18 protein-coding genes and 1 pseudogene are annotated in these 20,316 nt (G+C 68.2%); 10 read left to right on the top strand and 9 right to left on the bottom strand.

Annotated features, from left to right (window positions below; genetic code table 11):
- Positions 1–840 (top strand): annotated as a pseudogene (locus FFS52_RS11435) (ISL3-like element ISPfr2 family transposase); the annotation flags it as partial.
- A gap of 195 nt (positions 841–1,035) precedes the next feature.
- Here FFS52_RS11435 and FFS52_RS11430 read toward each other — a convergent pair.
- The 3 genes from FFS52_RS11430 to FFS52_RS11420 all read right to left on the bottom strand — a co-directional run bounded on the left by FFS52_RS11430 (position 1,036) and on the right by FFS52_RS11420 (position 3,168).
- Positions 1,036–1,215 (bottom strand): DUF3073 domain-containing protein, encoded by a 180-nt coding sequence (locus FFS52_RS11430; protein WP_083229484.1) that lies wholly within the window; start codon positions 1,213–1,215, stop codon positions 1,036–1,038.
- Positions 1,216–1,309: 94 nt separating this feature from the next.
- Positions 1,310–1,987, bottom strand: coding sequence for an MOSC domain-containing protein (locus tag FFS52_RS11425; RefSeq protein ID WP_240198929.1), 678 nt, complete (start codon positions 1,985–1,987; stop codon positions 1,310–1,312).
- Entirely contained in the window at positions 1,984–3,168 is a 1,185-nt protein-coding gene (locus FFS52_RS11420) for a folate-binding protein YgfZ (RefSeq protein WP_137809743.1), read from the bottom strand. The genes FFS52_RS11425 and FFS52_RS11420 overlap by 4 nt, the downstream gene beginning before the upstream one ends.
- 58 nt (positions 3,169–3,226) lie before the next feature.
- Here FFS52_RS11420 and FFS52_RS11415 point away from each other — a divergent pair, with 58 nt between their 5' ends.
- The 5 genes from FFS52_RS11415 (at position 3,227) to cydC (ending at position 10,421) form a co-directional block, all read left to right on the top strand.
- Complete coding sequence (locus tag FFS52_RS11415) at positions 3,227–4,096, top strand: aminodeoxychorismate lyase (RefSeq protein WP_065629161.1); 870 nt, start codon at positions 3,227–3,229, stop codon at positions 4,094–4,096.
- 226 nt (positions 4,097–4,322) lie between these two features.
- Positions 4,323–5,906, top strand: a complete 1,584-nt coding sequence (locus tag FFS52_RS11410) for a cytochrome ubiquinol oxidase subunit I (RefSeq protein ID WP_065629162.1) — start codon at positions 4,323–4,325, stop codon at positions 5,904–5,906.
- A gap of 12 nt (positions 5,907–5,918) precedes the next feature.
- On the top strand, positions 5,919–7,001 hold the full coding sequence (gene cydB / locus FFS52_RS11405) for a cytochrome d ubiquinol oxidase subunit II (RefSeq protein ID WP_065629163.1): 1,083 nt from the start codon (positions 5,919–5,921) through the stop codon (positions 6,999–7,001).
- A complete protein-coding gene (gene cydD, locus FFS52_RS11400) occupies positions 6,998–8,719 on the top strand; it encodes a thiol reductant ABC exporter subunit CydD (protein ID WP_068972214.1) in 1,722 nt (573 codons plus the stop codon). Before cydB ends, cydD begins: the two co-directional genes overlap by 4 nt.
- The gene (cydC, locus tag FFS52_RS11395) at positions 8,709–10,421 is read left to right on the top strand and encodes a thiol reductant ABC exporter subunit CydC (RefSeq protein ID WP_068972213.1); all 1,713 of its coding nucleotides are present in this window, start codon (positions 8,709–8,711) and stop codon (positions 10,419–10,421) included. The genes cydD and cydC overlap by 11 nt, the downstream gene beginning before the upstream one ends.
- 194 nt (positions 10,422–10,615) lie before the next feature.
- Here the strand turns inward: cydC and FFS52_RS11390 are convergent, their stop codons facing one another.
- The 3 genes from FFS52_RS11390 to FFS52_RS11380 all read right to left on the bottom strand — a co-directional run bounded on the left by FFS52_RS11390 (position 10,616) and on the right by FFS52_RS11380 (position 13,243).
- Positions 10,616–12,115 (bottom strand): aldehyde dehydrogenase, encoded by a 1,500-nt coding sequence (locus FFS52_RS11390; protein WP_068972212.1) that lies wholly within the window; start codon positions 12,113–12,115, stop codon positions 10,616–10,618.
- A gap of 129 nt (positions 12,116–12,244) precedes the next feature.
- Positions 12,245–12,880: an LON peptidase substrate-binding domain-containing protein gene (locus tag FFS52_RS11385; protein ID WP_068972211.1), complete on the bottom strand. Its 636-nt coding sequence runs from the start codon at positions 12,878–12,880 to the stop codon at positions 12,245–12,247.
- Between the two features lie 54 nt (positions 12,881–12,934).
- The gene (locus FFS52_RS11380; protein WP_035717146.1) at positions 12,935–13,243 is read right to left on the bottom strand and encodes an antibiotic biosynthesis monooxygenase; all 309 of its coding nucleotides are present in this window, start codon (positions 13,241–13,243) and stop codon (positions 12,935–12,937) included.
- Between the two features lie 111 nt (positions 13,244–13,354).
- On the opposite strand from FFS52_RS11380, the gene FFS52_RS11375 reads away from it, so the two are divergent.
- Positions 13,355–14,185, top strand: a complete 831-nt coding sequence (locus FFS52_RS11375) for an alpha/beta hydrolase (protein WP_068972230.1) — start codon at positions 13,355–13,357, stop codon at positions 14,183–14,185.
- 69 nt (positions 14,186–14,254) lie between these two features.
- On the opposite strand, the gene FFS52_RS11370 is transcribed toward FFS52_RS11375, so the two are convergent.
- Both FFS52_RS11370 and FFS52_RS11365 read right to left on the bottom strand, forming a co-directional pair.
- Positions 14,255–15,205 carry a hypothetical protein gene (locus FFS52_RS11370; RefSeq protein ID WP_068972210.1) on the bottom strand — a complete coding sequence of 317 codons (951 nt, stop codon included), beginning with the start codon at positions 15,203–15,205 and terminating at the stop codon, positions 14,255–14,257.
- A 163-nt stretch (positions 15,206–15,368) separates the two neighbouring features.
- Positions 15,369–16,265 carry an A/G-specific adenine glycosylase gene (locus FFS52_RS11365; protein ID WP_068972209.1) on the bottom strand — a complete coding sequence of 299 codons (897 nt, stop codon included), beginning with the start codon at positions 16,263–16,265 and terminating at the stop codon, positions 15,369–15,371.
- On the opposite strand from FFS52_RS11365, the gene FFS52_RS11360 reads away from it, so the two are divergent.
- The 3 genes from FFS52_RS11360 to FFS52_RS11350 all read left to right on the top strand — a co-directional run bounded on the left by FFS52_RS11360 (position 16,264) and on the right by FFS52_RS11350 (position 19,085).
- Entirely contained in the window at positions 16,264–16,914 is a 651-nt protein-coding gene (locus FFS52_RS11360; RefSeq protein ID WP_055475232.1) for a carbonic anhydrase, read from the top strand. The two genes, FFS52_RS11365 and FFS52_RS11360, sit on opposite strands and share 2 nt — an antisense overlap.
- 133 nt (positions 16,915–17,047) lie before the next feature.
- Positions 17,048–17,818, top strand: coding sequence for a hypothetical protein (locus FFS52_RS11355; RefSeq protein WP_058252679.1), 771 nt, complete (start codon positions 17,048–17,050; stop codon positions 17,816–17,818).
- Between the two features lie 187 nt (positions 17,819–18,005).
- A complete protein-coding gene (locus tag FFS52_RS11350) occupies positions 18,006–19,085 on the top strand; it encodes an alpha/beta hydrolase-fold protein (protein WP_307814768.1) in 1,080 nt (359 codons plus the stop codon).
- Between the two features lie 53 nt (positions 19,086–19,138).
- On the opposite strand, the gene disA is transcribed toward FFS52_RS11350, so the two are convergent.
- A complete protein-coding gene (disA, locus tag FFS52_RS11345) occupies positions 19,139–20,224 on the bottom strand; it encodes a DNA integrity scanning diadenylate cyclase DisA (RefSeq protein WP_055475230.1) in 1,086 nt (361 codons plus the stop codon).
- Between the last annotated feature and the right edge of the window lie 92 nt (positions 20,225–20,316).

The raw sequence follows: 20,316 nt of genomic DNA, 5'->3' as shown, positions 1-20,316 counted from the left end.
TGAGGGCGTGAAGGTCATTGGCGTCGATGAGCACGTCTGGCGCCACACCAGGCGTGGCGACAAGTGCGTCACCGTGATCATCGACCTCACCCCGGTCCGCGATGGCGCCGGCCAGCAAGGCTGCTGGACATGGTCGAGGGCCGGTCGAAGGCGGCGTTCAAGACCTGGCTCGCCGACCGCGACGACGCCTTCCGTGACGTGGTCGAGGTGGTCGCGATGGACGGCTTCACCGGGTTCAAGACCGCCGCTGCAGAGGAGATCCCGGACGCGGTCACGGTGATGGATCCCTTCCACGTCGTGCGCCTGGCCGGTGACGCCCTCGACAGGTGCCGGCGCCGGGTCCAACTCGCGATCCACGGGCACCGTGGGTTCAGGGACGACCCGCTCTACAAGTCGCGGCGCACGCTGCACACCGGCGCGGACCTGCTCACCGACAAGCAGAGCGACAGGCTACGCGCGCTGTTCGTTGATGACGCTCACGTCGAGGTCGAGGCGACCTGGGGTGTCTACCAGCGCATGATCGCCGCCTATCGCCACGAGGACCGGCAACGTGGCCGCGAGCTCATGGAGAAGCTGATCACCGACCTCAGCGCCGGCGTCCCCAAGGTGCTCACCGAGCTCACCACCCTGGGCCGGACCCTGAAGAAGCGAGCCGCTGACGTGCTCGCCTACTTCGAACGACCCGGCACCAGCAACGGGCCGACCGAGGCGCTCAACGGACGGCTCGAACACCTGCGCGGCTCCGCACTCGGGTTCCGCAACCTGACCAACTACATCGCCCGAAGCCTGCTCGAGACCGGCGGCTTCAGACCCCAACTCCTACACCCCCGATTGGGATGAGCCGGATTCCCTCGGCGGGCGTCGGTGTCTTTCATGGCGGGATCACCCCGGAACGTGCGTATGAGCACGCACCACCCATCAGAAACGGGTGGTGCGTACGAAATCATGGTCCCGCGTCGCCGCGGGTCCGCTCATGCGGAGAGAATGTGGGGTGATCCCGGGCGTCGAGAGATCAACGCCCGAAGAGTGTGCGCGTCAAGCGCGTCGCCACTCCTCTTCGTCCAACCAGTCGTCCACCGGATCCGGTCGTTCTACAACCGGATCGCCCTGTCCGGAGAGCTCACGCTGCAAGCTTTCCAGGTCGGTGTTCGGAGTGGAGTACTTCAGCTGACGTGCAACCTTCGTCTGCTTTGCCTTTGCCCGGCCGCGGCCCATATGGGACCCCCTCGCACAATGACGGGGCGGCCAAACAATTGGCGGCCCCGTTCTCTTGAAGTAATTCTGTCGTGGGGACCAGTCTAGCGCGCCTCTAGGATTTGTGTTGTCCACCCTGTGTTGCCGCGCCGACGCGTCTTTCCGACTTGTTCACCATCTTGGTCGCCTCGCGGCGGACCTTCGCGGGTAGATCGTCCTGCGCGAGCAACGACCGGATCGCCTCGACGTCACCGCCGGCGAGCAGATCACGTGATCGCACACCGTGACCGGGGCGGTAAACGACGGTGATCCGATCGCCCTGCGCCACCGTGCCGTTGCGGACAACGCGCAGGTAGGTGCCGAAATCTGCCTGCGCCAGGAACCGCTTCATCCAGCGTGGCTCACCCGCCCACACCGCGAAGGTCTTGCAGGGGACGCGAGGGATGGTCACCTCGAGGACCGGCCCGTCGGTGCCGACTTCCCATCGCTCCCCGACGACCGCATCGGTGACCGCCATCCCGTCGATGCGCAGGTTCTCCCCGAACCATCCGTAAGGAAGCTCACGTCCGAGCTCGTCGGCCCATCGGCGCGCCTCGGGATCGGCGTAGGCGTACACCGCCTGATCGACGCCGCCGTGGTGTCGCTTGTTACCCACGTGGTCGTCGACGAGACCGAGTTCGTCGACGTCGAGGCGCCCTCTGCGGGGCCGCTTGTCGATGGCGGAGGGGCCGATGCCCTCTAGGATCACGTCGTCGCCGGCCGCGCACACGGCCAGCACCACACCCGTGCTCAACCGTTGCGTCCCGGCGCCGCCGAACCGCTGCGGAGTCGTTCCACGGCCGCGCGTCCCGCCTGGACCCGATCGTCGTCGCGAATCGAATCCGGATCGATCCGCGCGCTGACGGCGGACTCGGCCCCGACCGACAACTCCACGTCGGCGCCGACGTTGCGCTTGACGAGTGCCAGCGCGATGGGACCCCACTCATGGTGGTCGACGACCGTGCCCACCCGGCCGACGGTTCGTCCGCCGACGGTGACCGGGTCGCCGGGGACGGGTCGCTCGTCGACGCTCCCGTCCAGATGCAGCAGGACCAGCCGTCGAGGCGACTTGCCGAGGTTGTGTACGCGGGCGACGGTCTCCTGGCCGCGGTAGCAACCCTTGTCCAGGTGGACCGCGCCGAACTCGTCCGGACCGCCGATCCAGTCGACCTCGTGCGGGATCGTGCGTTCGTCGGTGTCGGCGCCGAGCCGGGGTCGGCGGGCGGCCACGCGCAGGGCTTCGAAAGCCCAGCTGCCGGCCATTCGCGCGCCGGCCTCGGACAGCGTGTCCCACCAGCGGGTCAGCACGTACTCGGGCACCACGAGGTCGACGACCGGCAGGTCCCGGTCCTCGCCGAGCGGGGGCATGCGCCGCCAGAAGCCGAGCGGTTCGTCCTCGTGGTGCGACTCGGGCAACCCGCCCGCCTGGTACACGACGGCGTCCGCGCCGATCTCCAGGAGATCAGCGACCGGACCGTCGAGGGCCCCGGGCCCGATCAGCGTCAGGACCTTCATGTCCGCACGCGCGGCGGGTTCGGCCTTGGCCCAGAACACCATCTTGGTCAGGAAGTCGAGCAGCGGTCCGCCGCGCGAACCCTCGGTGTCGATCCACGTCACGCCGTCGATGTCGGTGAGGACGAAATGCTCTTCGACACGACCGTTGAGGTCGAGAGAGAGGTCTTCGGCGCTCGACCGGTCGGCGAGGGTGGCGATGTGCTGGCTGCTGATGGTGTGCAGCCAGGTCAGGCGTTCGGCGCCGGCGATCTCGAGAACGGCGCGGTCGGACCTGTCGGCGATGATCACGCCACGTTGTGCGGCTCGTTGTTCGCCGAGGGGGTCGCCGTAGTGCCACGCGGTGTCGGCGGAGAGGAGGTCGCCGGGGCCGGGCACCGCCCCGCCCTCGGAATGCCTGGTCAGGATGGGTGAGCGGCTCACGCGTCGATTCTACGGGTCGATTCGGCGCGGGGCTGCGACGCATGACAACCTTCTATCCATGGCGGATTCGATCCTTGTCTCCCTCGACGGCACCCGACACGATGCCGACGCTCCCTTCCTCCACGCCGACGACCTGGCCGCGGTGCGCGGTGACGGCATCTTCGAGACGCTTCTCGTGCGCGGCGGCCGGGCGCGATGCGTCCGACTGCATCTCGAGCGACTGGCCCGGAGTGCGGCCGCGATGGAACTCGACAAGCCCGATCTCGACGAGTGGCGGGCGGTGATCGAGACCGCGACGCAGGCGTGGACGGAGAAGCACGGGTCGTCGGGTGAGGCACTGCTGCGGCTCGTCTACTCCCGCGGACGCGAGCACGGTTCGGCGCCGACCGCGTACGTCACCGTCGACGCGGTGCCCGACCGGGTGTCGGCGGCGCGTGCGGACGGTGTCCGGGTGGTCACCCTCGCTCGCGGCTTCTCGATCGACCTCGCCGCCACGGCGCCCTGGCAGCTCCTCGGCGCGAAGACCCTCAGCTACGCCACGAACATGGCGGCCCTGCGCCACGCGTCGGCCGAGGGCTTCGACGACGTGATCTTCGTCAGCAGCGAGGGCGCCGTCCTCGAAGGGCCCCGAGCCACGGTCGTCGCCGTGTACTCCGACACCCTGGTCACACCGCCGACCGAGATCGGGATTCTCGAGTCGACCACCGTGCGTGCGGTTTTCGATGTCGCGGAACAGGAGGGTTGGACGACCAAGACCGACGTCCTACGGCCCGAGGATCTGGTGGCGGCCGACTCGGTCTGGCTGGTGAGCAGCGTGACCCTCGCGGCGCGGGTCACCCATCTCAACCGGTACGTGATGCCGCTCGCCGCGGACGCCGCGAAGTTCACCGATCTGGTCGACCGGGCCATCTCGGTGGACGACAATTGATCCCGGTCACCCCCACCTGATCTCGTCCGCCTGGGGCACACACCCGCGTGGGTGAGAGGGAAGACACCGCTTCGAACTGGTCGGCGGGACCTTTGGCGCTTGTAAGGGCCCGGTGACCAGGCGTAACGTCGCGCCTACGACCTACTACTACCGCTAGTAGTAGGTACCCGGCAGGTTTCGACCTTGCCCCCGCAGCCCGGGGGCCGGCAACTCGATTCGAGGCGATATGGACGCTCTGGACGTCTCCAGATGGCAATTCGGGATCACGACCGTCTACCACTTCATCCTGGTGCCGTTGACGATCGGCCTCGCGCCGATGATCGCGGTGATGCAGACGGTGTGGCATGTCACCGGCAACGAGCAGTGGCTGCGCGCCACGAAGTTCTTCGGCAAGCTCTTCCTGATCAACTTCGCGCTCGGTGTCGCGACCGGCATCGTCCAGGAGTTCCAGTTCGGCATGAACTGGAGCGAGTACAGCCGGTTCGTCGCCGATGTCTTCGGCGCGCCACTGGCCCTGGAGGGTCTCGTCGCCTTCTTCCTCGAATCGACGTTCATCGGGCTCTGGATCTTCGGCTGGGACCGCCTGCCGCGCCGCGTGCACCTGGCCTGTATCTGGTTGGCCGCCATCGGTGTGAACGCGTCGGCGTATTTCATCATCGCCGCGAACTCGTGGATGCAGCACCCCGTCGGCGTCACATGGGATGACGAACGCGGCCGGCCTGCCATGAACGACTTCGTCGCGGTGCTCACCAACAACACGACCCTGGCGGCCTTCCCGCACGTCATCGCCGGCGCCTTCCTCACCGCCGGTACCTTCGTCGCGGCCATCGGCATCTGGTGGATGGCGCGGAACTCATGGCGGGCCAAGAAGATCCGCGAGGCCGCGGACACCGGTGACCTGTCCGAGATCCCGGACAGCACCTCGCCGAGCCACGTCGACGCCACACCCGAGGACCTCGAGAAGGACGCCCGCGACCTCTGGCGGCCGGTCACGAGACTCGCGTTGTGGATCACCATCGTCTCCGGTGTCGCGCTGTTCATCACCGGGGACCTCCAGGCGCAGATCATGTTCAAACAGCAGCCGATGAAGATGGCGTCCGCGGAGTCGCTGTGCGAGACCGAGACGGGTCCGGGTTTCTCGGTTCTGTCGATCGGCCGCCAGAACAACTGCGAGAACATCGAACACGTCATCGAGATCCCGAAGATGCTGTCGTTCCTCGCGAATCACGACTTCGATTCGACTCTGCAGGGCGTCGAGGAACTACAGGAGCAGTACACCCGGGCCTTCGCCGGACAGCCGAACGTGCCGGCGAACCAGAACTTCGCACCCAACCTCTTCGTGACCTACTGGGGCTTCCGGGCGATGATCACCTGGGCGCTCGGCTCGGTGGTCGTGGCCTTGGGCGGACTGTGGTTCACGCGCCGTAAGCGGGTGGTCGAATCCAGACGCTTCGGCTTCATCGCCCTGTTGATGATCCCGACGCCGTTCCTGGCCAACAGTTCCGGCTGGATCTTCACCGAGATGGGACGCCAGCCGTGGGTCGTGGCGCCCAACTGGGAGGACGACCTCGACCCGCTCCGGATCAGCATGCTGGTGCAGAACGGTGTGTCCAACCATTCGGCAAGCACCGTGCTCGTCACGCTGATCGGTTTCACGCTGCTCTACGGTGCCCTCGGCATCGTGTGGTTCATGCTGCAGCGGCGCTATGTCATCGAGGGCCCGGCCGCACACGATGCGCGACCGCCGGGCCACACCGACGACGACGAGTCCGATTCCGATGAACCCAAACAGCTCTCGTTCGCGTACTAGAGGAGCGTGCTCATGAGTCTCGAAGAAATCTGGTTCCTGGTCATCGCGTTCCTGTTCGTCGGGTATTTCGTACTGGAGGGCTTCGATTTCGGTGTCGGCATGCTGATGCCGATCCTCGGTTCGAGTCACACCGGCGGCGACGACAAGGTCGCCGCCGACGATCCCGAAGCCGACCCCGACAAACGGCGCCGCGCGCTCCTCAACACCATCGGCCCGGTCTGGGACGGCAACGAGGTCTGGCTCATCACCGCGGGTGCGGCGTTGTTCGCGGCCTTCGGCGGTTGGTACGCAACCATGTTCAGTGCGTTCTACCTACCGCTGTTCCTCATCCTCATCGGGCTCATCGTGCGGGTCTGCGCGATCGAGTGGCGGGGCAAGATCAACAACCCCCGCTGGCGCGTGTGGTGCGACGTCGGAATCGGGCTGGGTTCGTGGATTCCGGCGATCCTGTGGGGTGTGGCGTTCGCCAACATCGTGCGCGGGCTCCCGATCGACGCTGACGCCCAGTACACGGGTGGGTTCTTCAACCTCCTCAACCCGTATGCCCTGCTCGGCGGCGCCACGACCCTGCTCGCGTTCCTCACCCACGGGGCGGTGTTCATCTCGCTGAAGACCTCCGGTGTGCTGCAGGAGGATTCGGCTCGCTACGCTGCCCGGCTGGCCTGGCCGACACTGATCGTGGCCGCCGTGTTCCTGCTGTGGACCCAGTTCGCCTACGGCAGCTCGTGGACCTGGATTCCGGTGCTCATCGCCGCCGTCGCCGCGGTGGGCATGGTGGCCGCCACCCAGATCCGCCGCGAGGGTTACGCATTCATGTTCACCTGCATCGCGATCGCCGGCACGGTCGCCACGCTGTTCGCCGTGCTCTTCCCGAACACGATTCCGTCGACCCTGAATCCGCAGTGGAACCTCACCATCGAGAACACGTCGTCGAGCGATTACACCCTCACGATCATGACGTGGGCGGCCGTGCTCATCACCCCGGTGGTGATGGGCTACCAGGCCTGGACCTATTGGGTGTTCCGAAAGCGACTGTCGGTCGCGCACATCCCGGACCCGGCCGGACTTCCGTCGTTGCGAATCCCGAGCAAGTGAGACGCACCGCCCGGCCTCCGCTCGACCCCCGGCTGCTGCGGTATTCGCCGACGACGCGGCGGTATGTCGGGGTCACCGCGGCGTTCGCGGTGGCCGAGGTGGTCGCGATCATCGTGGTGGCCGCGATGGTGGCGTCGATCGTCTCCGAACTGATCGTGTCGCCCGGGGCGCGGTCGTTCGCCGCGCAGGGCGTTCACCTGACCGTGTTGGCCGCAGCACTGGCGGCCCGGGCCGCGATGGCATACGGACACGACCGATACGCGCACCGCGCCGCCGAGCGTGCGATCGCGGAGATGCGTGCCGAGGCCCTCGATGTCCTCACCGATCCGGCCCGCACGTCGCCGCGATCGCTGACGGCGATCCGCGAACACGCGAGCACTGTCCTCCTGCGCGGGCTGGACGCCCTTGGGCCGTATCTGTCGGGCTACCTACCGGCCCTGGTGGCCGCGGCGGTTCTGACGCCGACGGTCACGGTGGTCATCGCGTTCGCCGACTGGCCGTCGGCGCTCATCATCCTCGTCACCCTGCCCCTCATCCCGCTGTTCATGGTGCTCGTCGGACTGATGACGCGCGATCGCACCACACGCAAGCTGGCGACGATGAGCCGGCTGAGTGCCCAGCTCCTCGACCTCATCGCCGGATTGCCGACGTTGCGCGCACTGAACCGGGCCGGCGCCCCGGCGGTTCGGGTCGGTGAACTCGGTGAAGCCCACCGCCGCAGCACGATGAGTTCGCTGCGGGTCGCGTTCCTGTCGGGCGCCGTCCTCGAGTTACTGGCCACGCTCTGCGTCGCACTGGTCGCCGTGGGGATTGGTCTCCGTCTGGTCTATGGCGAGATGTCGTTGTACGCAGGAGTTTTCGCGTTGATCCTGGCGCCGGAGGCATACCTGCCGCTGCGTCGGGTCGGCATGCAGTTCCACAATTCCACCGACGGCCTCACCGCAGCCGAGCAGGTCTTCGAGCTCATCACACCGCAGTCTGAGGCGGCCACGCTGTCCGCCACCGGGAATCGTGGGGTCAGCGTCGCAGGCGAACCGATCACCGTGCTCGACGTCGGCATCCACGGGCGCGACGGATGGGCGCCGGAGTGCCTCCGCACGACGATCGAACCCGGGGCGCTGACCGTGTTCGCCGGACCGAACGGGTCGGGCAAGTCGACGATGCTGGCGGCGATGATGGGCCTGCTCGCTCCGGACGCGGGATCGGTGCTGATCGGGTCCATCCCCGTCGCCCAGGCCGATCCGGCGGCGCTGCACGAACAGATCGCCTGGCTGCCCCAGCAACCGGTGATCGTGCCGGGCACGGTCGCCGAGAACCTGGAGCTGCTCGGCGCGCTGGACCGCGACGCCTTCGAATCGGTGTCCACGGCAACAGGCTTCGCCGCGGTCCTGGGCGAGTTGCCGGTCCGGTTCGGCACGGTGCTGGGAACCGGCGGGGTCGGGCTCTCCGCGGGACAACGGCAACGCCTCGCCCTGACCCGAGTCCTCGCCTCGCCGGCGCCGCTGCTGCTGCTCGACGAACCGACCGCCCACCTCGACGAGGCGTCCGAGCGCGACGTGTTCGCCGCACTCCGCGATCGCGCTCGGGCCGGGGACACCGTCGTCGTGGTGGCGCACCGGGGAGTCGCCCGCGAGTACGCGGACCGGGTGGTGGACTTCCCGGCGGCCACCGGCACAGCAGCCGCGGGCACGGCCGAGGAGGTGGACCATGCGCGGTGATCCGTTGATCCGGGCCCTGGGCTTCCTCGGCCTGCGCCGGCGTCCCGCGCTCACCGCGCTCGCGCTCGGTGTCGGCGGCTCGCTCTCGGCCCTCTTCCTGGCGGCGCTGTCGGCCTGGCTCATCACCCGTGCGTGGCAGATGCCGCCGGTGCTGTACCTGTCGGTCGCGATCACCGCGGTCCGGGCGCTGGGTATCTCGCGCGGTGTGTTCCGCTATCTGGAACGGCTGGCGACCCACGATCTCGCTCTGCAGGCCATGGCCACCGCGCGGCAACGGGTGTACACGGCGTTGGCGTCGGGCGCACCGGGTTATTCGGTCACGCTGCGGCGGAGTGAACTGCTGAACCGGACCAGTGACGACGTCGACGAGATCGGGAACGCCCTCATCCGCGGCCTCATCCCGATCGGCATCGGTGCCACGACATCGCTTGCGGCAGTGGTGGTGATGGCGCTGGTCTCGGTGCCCGCGGCCGTGGTGCTCGCACTCGCGCTGGCCGTCAGCGGCGGTGTGGCGCCGTGGCTGGCCGCACGCGGTGGTGCCCGGTCGATCCGCGACGGCGCGCAGGCCGCGTCCGAGGCCACGGAGGCCGCCACGACGGCGCTGTGGCACGCGCCTGAACTCGTCGTCGCACGCAGACGCCATCACGCGCTGGCAGCGGCCGCAGCGGCGGATCGCCGCCATCTCGACGCCACGGACCGGGGTATCCGGTGGCAGGCATCCGCCGCGGCGGCGACTCCGCTGGCATTGGGTGCGTCGCTGATCGCGGCATGCGTCATCGCCGTCGAATTGGCCTCGGCGACCTCGGGTTCGCTCGCCGGGGTGAGTTCGGGGGCTGGACTGACGCCGATGATCCTCGGTGTGCTCGTCCTGCTGCCGCTGTCGGCCTTCGAATCCACCGCGCCGCTCACCGAGGCCGGGCTGCAGATCGAGCGGAGCCGACAGAGTGCGGCCCGGCTCATGGCGCTGGTGGACGGGGCGCACGCCGACGGAACAGTCGATGTAACCGACGCCGAGGTGTATCGGTCTCCGGTGCGCCTGAGGACCACGGGCTTGCGCTGGGGACACCGGGATCGGGAGGTCCTCGGTCCCGCGGCGGGCGTGGATCTCGACCTGCGACCTGGTTCGCGTCTGGTGGTCACCGGCCCGAGCGGGGCGGGGAAGTCGACGCTGCTCCTCACCCTCGCCGGGTTGTTGCCGCCGATGGCCGGGGACGTCGAGGCGGTCGACGTCGGCGACGGTTCGATCGTCGGGTTACGTTCGGCGGGATGCTATTTCGCCGAGGAGGCGCACATCTTCTCGACGTCGGTCCGCGAGAACCTGCGCGTCGCCCGCGGTGACATCACCGACGAGGAGATCGACACCGCGCTGGCGGCCGCCGGGCTGCAGCGCTGGGCCGCAGCACTTCCCGACGGTCTGGACACCGTCCTCACCGGTGGGGCCGATGCGATGAGCGGCGGGCAGCGGCGGCGACTGCTGCTCGCCCGCGCACTGCTGCATCCCGCGCCGGTCGTCCTGCTCGACGAACCGACCGAGCATCTCGACGAGGCGGACTCCGACGAGCTGTTGCGGCGCCTCCTGGGGATCGAGCGGGACCTGTTCGGGCCCGACCGCATCGTCGTCGTGGTGACGCACCAGCCACCGGCCGATACCGGTGCGGTGGAGGTCCTCGAATTGGCGGGCCGGCCCCTTTCTGCTCCCTGAGGTGCGAGCGAAGCGAGCCACGAAGGGCTCCGCAGCGTGCCTCACCAGGCCCTTCGTGGCTCGTCGCTATCGCTCCTCGCACCTCAGGGAGCAATAGTCAGCGGCTCTCTGCCTGTGGGCGGGCACGAAACAAGAACCGGGGCCGGACGTACACGTCGTCCGGCCCCGGTTCCCCCCTGTGAGAGGCGGGAGGGCTAACCCGTGGACACCTCGTATCCCATCGGCAGCATCGTCGACTTGTGCTCGAGGAAGGACTCGAGACCTTCTCGGCCGTTCTCACGGCCGATGCCCGAGTTCTTGTAACCGCCGAACGGTGACTCGGGATCGATGGCGTACCAATTGATCCCGAAGGTGCCGGTGCGGATCTTGGTGGAGATCTCGATGCCGCGCTCGACGTCGTTCGTCCACACCGTGCCGGCGAGTCCGTAGCTCGAGTCGTTGGCGATGGCGATGGCCTCGTCGACGTCGTCGTAGGCGATGACCGACAGCACGGGACCGAAGATCTCCTCCTGCGCGATGGCCATGTCGTTGGTGACGCCGGTGAAGATCGTGGGGGTGAGGAAGTAGCCGGAGTCGAGTCCCTCGGGACGCTCGCTTTCGAGAACCGCGGTGGCACCGGCCTTCTTGCCGAGTTCGACGTACTCCTCGACCTTGTTCCGCTGGTTCTCGGTGATCAGCGGTCCGAGCTGGGCCTCCGGATCGGAGGGCAGCCCGACCTTCATCGCCTTCGCGGCCTCGACCATCGCGGCCACGATCTCGTCCTGTCGGCTGCGCGGCACCAGAATTCGCGTCTGCGCGACGCATGCCTGGCCCGTGTTGAACAGGCCGAGGAACGTCAGCATGAAAGCGTTCGCGGCGAGGTCGACGTCGTCGAGGACGATGGCGGCCGACTTGCCGCCCAGCTCGAGCGAACACCGCTTGAGGGTCTGGGCGCAGGCGGCGCCGATCGCCTTGCCGGCCGCGGTCGAACCGGTGAAGGTGATCTTGTCGACGTCGGGATGCGCGACGAGCGCCTGCCCGGTCTCGGCGCCGCCGGTGACCACCGAGATCGCCTCGGCGGGCACGCCTGCCTCGATGAACAGCTGCGCGACGTAGTTGCCGGTCATGGGGGTCTCGGGTGCGGGTTTGAGCACCACCGAGCAGCCCGCGGCCAGTGCGGCACCCATCTTGTTGCAGGTGATGAACAGCGGGACGTTCCAGGCACAGATCGCGCCGACGACGCCCACCGGTTCGCGGGTGATGCGGGTGGTGCCGAACAGGCCGGTGCGGTATTCCTCCCACTGATAGTCACGGGCCGCGTTGGCGTAGGCGCGCAGGACACCGGTGCCGGGGAGCTGTTGGAGGGTGCTGATCGCGCTCGGCGGCGCGCCCATCTCGGCCGACACGAGCGCGGTGATCTCGTCGCCCCGCTCGTCGATCAGATCGGCGACCTTCGCGATGATGTCGGCGCGCTGCGCGGGCGGCGTCGAACTCCAGACCCCGGAGTCGAAGGCCGCGCGCGCCGCGCGGACCGCGGCGTCGACGTCGGTGGCGTCGGCGAGCGGTACCGAACCGACGCGCTCACCGGTGGCGGGGGAGTGGACCTCGAGGGTCTCGGTGGAATGGGGATCGGCCCATCGGCCGCCGATGAGCAACTGGGGTTGATCGCCCCCGCCGGTGAGGGTGGCGGGTTGGGACTCCACGGTCTCGGTCATTACGCGTGTGCTCCTCAGAGGACGGGGCCCTGTCCGGGCGTGGGCGGTCGACAGCCGCCGACGGACAGGTGTGAACTACGGCACACGCAATACTAGAACACGTTCTAACTCTGATGCCAGGGGTGGTCGTCAGGAACTCCCGAAGGCCACCCGGGCCTCCATCCCCTGCATCACGTCGTGGAGGATCTCGATCTGATCGGTCGGGTCCTCGGCCTCGAGGAGTCGTTGCTGGTCATGCGGTTGTCCCGCCGTCTGCGCCGCCCACCGGTGGATGGGCGAGAGGTCCGCGGCCCGGGGATCGGAGTCGATGAGGGCGAAGGCGGCGATGATCGGCTCGGGATCCTCGCCGGCGGCGCGGAACTTCCGCCGGATCAGCTCGCGGTGTCGTTCGGCGAGGTCGCGCAGACGGGCCAGATCGGAGCGGCTCGGGGTCCGCTCGGGCAACACCGTGATGCGGGCGCGCGGATACGGATCGTCGGGCAGCCACTCCTCGACCCGGAACCGGTGTCGGCCGATCGCGGTCAGCGTCGCGCGGCCGTCCGGTAGCCGGGCGGTGATCTCGGCGTGCGCCAGCGTGCCGACGCGGCAGCGTGACTCGCCGCCGCCGACCTCCGAACCGCGCTCGATCAGCACCACGCCGAATCGGACCGTGGGTGGATCGGTCGAGGTGTCGACGTGGTCGTCGAGCATCTGCCGATAGCGCGGTTCGAAGATGCGCAGCGGCAGTTCCGCGCTCGGCACCAGGGCGGTGCCGAGCGGGAACATGGGCGCGACGAGCGACGCGCCCGCCGCCGGTTCAGGGGTCAGGGCGTGCTCGTCTCAGGACTTGGGCCGCGCGTCGAGCACGACCTCGAACTCGAGCAGATCGGCACCCGAGGCGACCGGCTTGGCGCGCTCACCGGAGTGCGCCTCGCGGGCCGGACCCGCCGACCAGGCCTGGAAGTCCTCTTCGGACTCCCACTCGGTGACGACGAAGTAGCGGTCGTCGCCCTTGACCGGACGCAGCAGCTGGAATCCGAGGAACCCCTTGGACCCGTCGACCGAGTGGGCGCGATTGGCGAACCGCTTCTCCAGTTCGGGGCCCGCGCCCTCGGGGACGGAGATGGCATTGATCTTCACAACAGACATGCGTCCACCATAGGCGCTGTGCGGGGGCGGTCGTCTGGGGAACGACGACACGGTGGTCGGGCCCCGTGCCGGTCGTCGGTGGCACTGCGGTTCTGCGACTACAGTTCTGGCATGTTCGACGGTGAGGTTCCGCAGGAGACCGGACTTCGCGACCACGGTGGTCCCGAAGTCGCGGACGAAGCGAACGGATCGTCGGCCACAGTCGAGCGCGCGGCGCCGCCCATCGTGTTGCTGCACGGCCTGATGGGCCGCGGACGGACATGGCGCCGCCAGGTCCCGTGGCTGCGCCGGTACGGCCGGGTGTTCACCTACGACGCCGCGTTCCACACCGGCGCCTACGCCGAACAACCCTGCGACGACGGCGAACTCGCGACGGAGCGGTTCGTCGCCGACCTCGCCGAGGTCCTCACCTGGATCGACCGCGGGCCTGCGGTCCTCATCGGGCATTCGATGGGAGCCCTACACGCCTGGTGCGCGGCGGCGGAGTACCCCGAACTCGTCGCAGCGCTGGTCGTCGAGGACATGGCCCCCGACTTCCGCGGCCGGACCACCACGAGCTGGACCCCGTGGTTCGAGTCCTGGCCGGACCGATTCGCCTCCGAGGCCGAAGCCGTCGAGATGTTCGGGCCGGTGGCCGGCCGCTACTTCTTCGAGGCCTTCGACGACGGCCGGTTACACGGTCGGATTCCGTTGTGGGCCGCGATCGCCGAGGAATGGGGCCGACGCGATTTCTGGACGCAATGGCGTTCGGTCGGCGTGCCGGCGCTGCTGATCGAGGCCGAGCACGGGGTCACCCCGCCGGGGCAGATGCGGACGATGTGCGCGGTCAACGACCACGCCCGGCATCTCCGCGTGCCGGATGCCGGACATCTGATCCACGACGACGCGCCACATGTGTATCGCGGTGCGGTGGAGGCATTCCTGTCCGGCCTCGACCGCTGAGACCGCCGCGCAACGTAATTCGGGGCGTACACGACGAATCGTGTACGCCCCGAGGAGGAACGGGTGGCGTCAGGCGGGGTCGGCCGGCGCGATGGGCGCGCCGTTGAGCCGACGCCAGCAGTGCACCAGGAACAACTGGGCCACCGGAGCCGCGACGATGAGTCCCACGTAGCAGAGGAGCACGCCGACGAGGTTGATGGCGTAGGTGACCAGCAGGGTCAGGATCGAGTCGCCGACCTTCGACTTGGTCAACTCGAAGGACGCCTTCATCGCGTTGATCGGCGACAGACTCTTGTCGATGGTCGCGACCACCGAGAACATCAGGAAGAACATCGCGATGATGCCCGGGATGATGCACAGCGCGTAGCCGATACCCGTGATGAGGCCGACGAGGATCGCGGTTCCGATGACCGGCCCGAAGCGGATCGGGGTCAGGAACGACTTCGCCGTCACCGGTTCGCCGTTGGCCACCCGGACCGCGCCCGAGATGATGCTCGCCTGGATGTAGAGGAGGCCCAGGATGAAAACGAGGTACACCAGGCCGAGGAGGATGCCGCCGCCGAGGCCGAGCGACGTCTCCTCGTAGTAGAAGCCATTGCCGTAGTCGACGGTCTCGGTGGTGCCGAAGATCGACACCGCGGAGAACCCCACCGCGATGAGTGCTGCGCCCAACAGGAACACCGCGAGGCCCGGCAGGATCATCGCGCCGACGTTGTTCTTGAACTTGCCGAAGGCCCACGAGAACGCGGTGCCCACGTCGATCTTGCCCGAATCTCCCGGCGCGCCGTAGGGATCCGGGGCTCCGGGATAGGCCCCGGCGTCACCGTACTGCGGCCCGCCCGGAGGCGGCGGAGGCGGGGCCTGGCCGTACTGCGGCTGCGGCGGCGGCTGCTGGCCGTACGGCGGTTGCTGCCCGTACTGCGGCGGCTGCTGCCCGTATTGGGGCGGCTGCTGCCCGGGGAAGCCGCCCGGTTGCTGCGGGTCCGGCGGCGGGACAGGGGGATACGGCGGCTGACTCATGGATCGGGACATTAGCAACGATCCGGGCGTGGTGGGAGACTATCTCCGAACGATCAAACGACTGGTCAATGAACCCGGCACGGATTATGAGGTCTGTCATCGCCGGCTCGAGCGGAGTTCCGGTACAGCCGTCTCGGTGCCGTTCGGCGGAGTCCCGGCGGAGCTATGCCTCGCCGGCGAGGCAGTAGCGTCCGCTCGCGGTGATCTCCACGAGCCCGTCGACGAGCAGCGAATCCAGGGCCCGGTCGCGCTGGGCGGTGTCGGAGGTCCACACGACGTCGAGTGCGGCTCGGTCGACGGCGTCGTCGGTGTTGCGCAGGACATCGAGGAGCAGACCGCGCACCTGGCGGTCGGTGCCGGCGAACTTCTGCACCCGGCGCGGCGGTCCGGAGTGCGCCGGCCGGCCGAGACCGACCCAGGTGCAATTGTCGACGAGAGGGCACTTGTCGCACTTGGGGTTTCGGGCCGTGCAGACGAGCGCGCCGAGTTCCATCAGCGCCGCCGAGAAGCGTGGCGCCGACGCGGCGTAGGTGCCGTCGTCGGACCGGGGGAGCAGCGCCTGCGCGTCGGCGAGATCCCGCCGCGACGGATTCGCCGGTTGTTCGCGCCCGTGAACCGCGCGGACGATGACCCGCCGGACGTTGGTGTCGACCACCGGCACGGCCTGTCCATAGGCGAAGCAGGCGACCGCCCGTGCGGTGTAGTCCCCGATACCGGGCAGTCCCAGCATGGTCTCGACATCCTCGGGAACCCGATCGCCGTGGTCGGCGGCCAGCACCTTGGCGCACTCGTGAAGGCGGAGCGCGCGTCGGGGGTAGCCGAGCTTGCCCCACGCCCGCAGGACCTCCCCGGCCGGTTCGACCGCCATCGCCGAGGGGACCGGCCATCGCCGGACCCACTCCCGCCAGGGTTCGACCACCCGGGACACCGGCGTCTGCTGCAACATGATCTCGCTGATGAGGATCTGCCAGCCGCTACACGACGGGTCACGCCACGGAAGATCCCGTTCATGCATATCGAACCAACCGAGCAGATGGCCCGATGGCACACTATTGGGCATGACCGCAACGACACCACGGCAGGCCTGGCGCATCCTGCGCGACGGCAACAACCGATTTGTGACAGGTGAATCTCAGCATCCCAGCCAGGGTATCGAGGACCGGGCGCGACTCGCCGGGGGCCAGCACCCGCACGTCGCGCTCTTCGGTTGCGCCGACTCGCGGCTGGCGGCCGAGATCATCTTCGACCAGGGTCTCGGCGACATGTTCGTCGTCCGCACGGCCGGTCAGGTCATCGACTCGGCGGTCCTCGGTTCGCTCGAGTACGCCGTCGAGGTGTTGCAGGTGCCGCTCATCGTGATCCTCGGACACGACAGCTGCGGGGCGGTGAAGGCCACCCTCGACGCGCTCGACGACAACCAGATCCCCGGCGGTTACATCCGCGACGTCGTGGAACGGGTCACCCCCAGCATCCTCGCCGGCCGTAGCGAGGGCCTGACACGAGTCGACGAGTTCGAGGCCCGCCATGTGGTGGAGACCGGGCAGCTGCTCATGCAGCGCAGCCGGATCATCGCCGACCGGATCAGTACCGGCCGCCTGGCGATCGTCGGCCTGACCTACCAGCTCAGCGAGGGTCAGGTGAACGTCCAGGGCGTGTACGGGGACATCGGTGAACGCCCGGCGCCCACCGCGGTGGCCGAGTCTGCCTGACGTCGTATTCGTCTCCGCATGCGGTGGACCTGAAGGCGAACTCTAGACTTTGCCTGCTCGGGACCGCTTTCCCGCTGCGACACGCCGCACGTGATGAACCAGAAGTCAAGACCCGGCCGTTAGCGTTGTGGTCGTGATCGAACCCCAGGGCCCGCTGCCACCCGAGATCTACTGGCGACGCCGCGTCGTCGCCGCGGGTGGTGCGCTGGTCGTGGTCGGTCTGGTCGTAGCACTGATCGTGTGGATGACGTCGGGAAGCGGGGATCCGCAGAACACCGCAGCCACCGCGAGCGTGTCGTCGAGCTCATCGGCGTCGTCGACGACATCCGCGCCGCCCGCGTCGGAACCGCAGGCGGGTGGCGCCTCCGGTGAACCGGATGCGGGGGGCGGCGCCGGCGGCGGGGCGGGTGCTCCGGCGGGGCCGCCCGCGGGGTCCGCGACCCCGGTCGAATCGGCAAGTCCAGCAGGCGTTCCCGGAGCGGCCGGCGGGCCGGCCCTGTGCCCGGATCAGGCGATCTCGGTGGTCCTCTACACCGACAAGCCCACCTACACGATCGGACAGAACCCGGTGTTCACCATCGTGACCACCAACGCGGGACTGTCCGAGTGCACCCGCGACGTCGGCAAGGCCGTGCAGAACGTCATCGTCCGCACCCTGGACGGCACCCGGACGCTGTGGTCGGCGCGCGACTGCTCGCCGCTGAACACCGTCAACAACGTGGTGCTCAAGCCTGCGCAGCAGGTCAAGGACACGATCACCTGGTCGGGCACCACCAGCAGCCCCGGTTGCGAGCGCCCGCGGACCCAGGTGCCCGCCGGCTCCTACTCCGCCATCGGCAAGATCGGCGAACGCGAATCGTTCCCGATCACGTTCAACATGGTCGCCCCGGCCCAACAGCCCTGAGCGACGGTCACGTTCGCCGGGCCAGGCGACTAGTCGTAGCGCTCGATGCTGGTCTCGGCCAGGCGGGTACCGCGAACTATTCGTTCGCTAGGTAAAGTACCGACTCGTTGAGTATCAATGATGAGATCTCCTACCTCGGTCTCGTCTGGCGGGGAGGTCTCTCATCCGAGTCGGATTCAAGGCGTTCATGCGTCGCTGTGTGGTTGCCGCGGGCGTTGCGGTGACGTGCGCATCATCAACGCTGGTGTGGGGCAGCGGGCCCGCAGTGGCATCCGACCCGGAGATGCTCAGGGCTGACGCGGGTTGCGTCTGGAGAACGCCGGCCGAGCGCGCTCAGAACCTACAGACATGTACCTTCGACTCGACTGCGCTCGGGCGAGAGGCCACGGTCCAGATCCGAGCCGCAGACACACGAGAGCGCCAGGCAGGGCGCGGAATCTACTTCCTGGACGGATTGGGGTCGAATCCGGAGTTCAGTACGTGGACAGCGGAGCCTGAAACCGTCGCTGCCTACGATTCCGTCAACACTCTCGTCTTTCCGGCCGGTGGTGCAGGTGAGTGGATGACAGACTGGGAGAAAGCGCCCACCGGTCAGTCGATTCCGCCGCAATGGAGCTCGTTCATCGGGGTCGAACTGCCGAAGTATCTGCAGCGGAACTTCGATGTGCCGAGATCGGGCAACGGCATCGTCGGGGTATCGATGTCCGCGGGTCCGGCGATCGTCCTTGCGCTGGACCATCCAACGGTGTTCAAAGTGGCCCGTTCCTACTCCGGCTACTATCCGACTGACAACCCGCTCGGGTGGTTGGGAATACCTGCCATCCAGCGTGAGCGTGCCGACATCGAGAACGGACGCACCGCGATGTGGGGAGACCCTGAGGCGCCGGGTAACCGCTGGGCACAGAACGACGTCCTGTCCCGTATCGGCGAAGTCGCGCGAACTCGCCAGACCGTGATTGTTTCCTCCGGGAACGGAATTCCGACCAGCAATGAACTCCGCGAAGCCAACCAGGTCCTTCAGGAACGATTGGCTGCTGATCCCGGATCGGGTCCGAAGCTCGTGCAGCAGGCGGCAACCGCGCTAGCTCTGGGAGTTGCGCTGGAGTCTGGCGCTATGTTCTCGACGGTGGCCCTCCAGGCCGTATCGACACGTCTCGGACTGCCGATCTCGTTCAACTATCGGAACGGCGGACACAACTGGTATGCGTGGTCGGCGGACGCGAACGATGACGCGCAGATGATCGAACGAGCACTGCTGTCCAACTAGCGGCCTCGCGGCCGTTGCCGTGATCGAGGTACCAGTCGCCCGAATACGCGCGATCAGTCGTAGCGCTCGATGCTGGTCTCGGCCAGGCGGGACAGTCCCTCACGGATGTGGCGGGCCCAGATGCTGCCGATACCCTCGACCGCCTGCAGATCGGCCGACGAGCTCGCGAGCAGCGCCTGTAGGGTCCCAAAGCTGCGCACGAGCCGGTCCACGTGGGCGAACTGCAGCCGCGAGATCCGGGCGAGCAGACGGTAACCGCGGGGACTCATCGCCGTGTCCTGGGCCTCGATCGTCGTCGGGTACCCGAAGGCCCCGGCGAGCAGGGTGAGGTCGAGAAGGTCTGCGTCGCTGAGGTTCTCGACGACCTCGAGCGCCTGGCGGACATCCTCGGCGGTCGCCGGCTCGGGGCTGGCGTAGTAGTCGCGGACGAGCAGTTCGCGCATGGTGTCGTTGTCGCTGATCAGCTCCTCGAGCTGCAGGCTGACCTGCCGGCCGTTCACACCGAGTTCGAGGACGTACTCCTCGATCTCGGCCGACACACGACGGACCATCTCCATGCGCTGGGCGGTCGACATCGCGTCGCGCAGCAGCACGTAGTCCTCGATCTCCGCGCGCGACAGCGCCGAGATCACCTCGTCGAGCCGGGCCTTGTACCGCTCGAGGGTGGCCAGCGCGACGTTGGCGCGGGACAGGATCGGGTCCGGGCTCTCGACGACCCGGCGGGCGCCGTCGACGTAGACGCTCACGATCGACATCGACGCGCTCACCGAGATCACCGGATGCCCGGTCTGGATGGCGGTCCGCTCCGCCGCGCGGTGACGGGTGCCCGACTCCTCGGTCGGGATGGAGGGATCGGGGACCAGCTGGACGTTGGCCCGCACGATGCGCTTGCCGTCGGTGGAGAGCACGACTGCGCCGTCCATCTTGGCGAGCTCGCGCAGTCGCGTCGGCGCGAACTCCACGTCGAGGTGGAAACCGCCGTCGCAGATCTTCTCGACGTCGGAGTCGTGCCCCAGCACGATGAGGGCGCCGGTGCCGCCTCGCAGGATGCGTTCGAGGCCGTCACGAAGCGGCGTGCCGGGCGCGACGCGCGCCACCGTGTCGCGCGTCAGCTCGGATCTGACCACCTCGGCAACCATGACTTCCCTCCAGTGACCCGTCCGTCCCCGCGGGGACGGCGCCCACCCGCGCAAGGCCGGATGCCAGCGACATCGGCCGTTCTGATGGTGAC

Source organism: Gordonia sp. ALPHA1B1, from assembly GCF_005502615.1.
GTDB classification, from domain to species: domain Bacteria; phylum Actinomycetota; class Actinomycetes; order Mycobacteriales; family Mycobacteriaceae; genus Gordonia; species Gordonia hongkongensis.
Note: the sequence above shows the minus strand (reverse complement) of the source record. Positions and strands in the feature narration are given on the sequence as shown.